This window comes from Mycobacteriales bacterium (assembly GCA_036497565.1).
Classification (GTDB): domain Bacteria; phylum Actinomycetota; class Actinomycetes; order Mycobacteriales; family QHCD01; genus DASXJE01.
The window spans coordinates 1-1,783 of the sequence record DASXJE010000253.1; the positions used below are offsets into that span (position 1 = coordinate 1).

The 1,783-nt window shown below is 70.3% G+C and carries 2 protein-coding genes; one reads left to right on the forward strand and one right to left on the reverse strand.

Features of this window, described 5'->3' with window-relative positions:
- Nucleotides 1–1,104: AAA family ATPase (locus VGH85_20185; GenBank protein ID HEY2176131.1), on the forward strand; the 1,104-nt coding region annotated here is incomplete at its 5' end.
- Nucleotides 1,105–1,128: 24 nt separating this feature from the next.
- Here VGH85_20185 and VGH85_20190 read toward each other — a convergent pair.
- The coding region (locus VGH85_20190) for an SAM-dependent methyltransferase (protein HEY2176132.1) at nt 1,129–1,783 on the reverse strand (655 nt) is incomplete at its 5' end.

Consider the following 1,783-nt stretch of genomic DNA (forward strand, 5'->3'; position numbering starts at 1 on the left):
AAGGTCGTCCTGGCCGCGCCGACGGGCCGGGCCGCGAAGCGGCTGTCGGAGCTGACCGGGCACGAGGCGGCGACGATCCACCGGCTGCTGCAGCTGCAGCCGGGCGGGGATCCCGCGTTCGACCAGGACAATCCCCTGGACGCCGACCTGGTGGTGGTCGACGAGACCTCGATGGTCGACGTGATCCTGGCGAACAAGCTGGTCAAGGCGGTGGCGCCGGGAGCGCACCTGCTGCTGGTCGGGGACGTGGATCAGCTGCCGTCGGTCGGCGCGGGCGAGGTGCTGCGCGACATGATCGGCGCGGAGTCGCTGCCGGTGGTGCGGCTGACGAAGATCTTCCGGCAGGCACAGCAGTCCGGCATCGTGGTGAACGCGCACAGGGTGAACGCGGGCCGGCCGCCGGCTCCGCCCGTGCCGCAGGACGGGCAAATCCAGAAGTTTAATGACTTCTACTGGTTCAACTGCGACGACACGGAGGAGACCGCCTCGCTGGTGGCGGACATCGTGGCGCGGCGCATCCCGGCGAAGTTCGGCCTGAACGCGCGGCGGGACGTGCAGGTGCTGTGTCCGATGCACCGCGGCCCGGCCGGCGCGGGGAACCTGAACCTGCTGCTGCAGGAGGCCTTGACGCCGTTTCGCGAGGGTGCGCCGGAGCGGCGGTACGGCGGACGGGTGTTCCGGGTCGGGGACAAGGTCACGCAGCTGCGCAACAACTACGACAAGGGCGCGGCGGGGGTGTTCAACGGCACGGTCGGGGTGGTGACCGGCATGTCCCTGGAGGACCACAAGCTGACCGTGCGGACCGACGAGGACGAGGACGTGGACTACGCGTTCGACGAACTCGACGAGCTGGCGCACGCGTACGCGGTGACGATCCACCGGTCGCAGGGGTCAGAGTACCCGGCGGTGGTGATCCCGCTCACGACGAGCGCGTGGATGATGCTGCAGCGCAACCTGCTCTACACCGGCATCACGCGGGCGAAGAAGCTCGTCGTGCTGGCCGGGTCCCGCCGTGCCCTGGCCGCGGCGGTCCGCACCGCCGGCACCGGCCGCCGCCACACCGCCCTCGCGTACCGGATACGGAGTGCTTATGAGCAGCGATGATGGCATGCCGCCCCGCACCGGGCCTTACCGCTTGATCGCGACGCCGCCCCACATCGCCGCGACGGCGGTGGCCTCCTCCGGGGTCGACCGCCAGTCCTGGATCGGGACGACGCCGGGCGTGACCAGGTCGAGCCCGTCGAAGAAGCCCTCGACCTCGGCACGGCCGCGGTAGGTGCTCGGCTGCGACAGCAGCCGGTTGAGCCGGTCGCTCATCGCCGACATCTGCCCGGCGTGCATGTCATTGGGCACGTGCGAGATCGTCAGCGAGCTGCCGACCGGCACCGCCGCCATCAGCTGCCGGATGACCTTGGCGGGATGGTCCTCGTCGCGGATCAAGTGCAGCACCGCGACGAGCATGACGGCGATCGGCTGGTTGAAGTCGAGCACCCGCGCCGCCTCGTAAAGGATCTTGTCAGCGTCGCGCAGGTCGGCGTCGATGTAGGCGGTCGCGCCGCGCGGGTCGCCGCGCAGCAGGGCCCGGGCATGGGAGAGGACCATCGGGTCGTTGTCGACGTACACGACCCGGGCCTCGGGAGCAACGGCCTGCGCGACCTCGTGGGTGTTACCCGGGGACGGGATGCCGGTGCCGATATCCAGGAACTGCCGGATCCCCGACTCGGCGAGGTAGCGCACGGTCCGGGCCAGGAACGTCCGGTTGGCTCGCACCGAGGAGATCAGT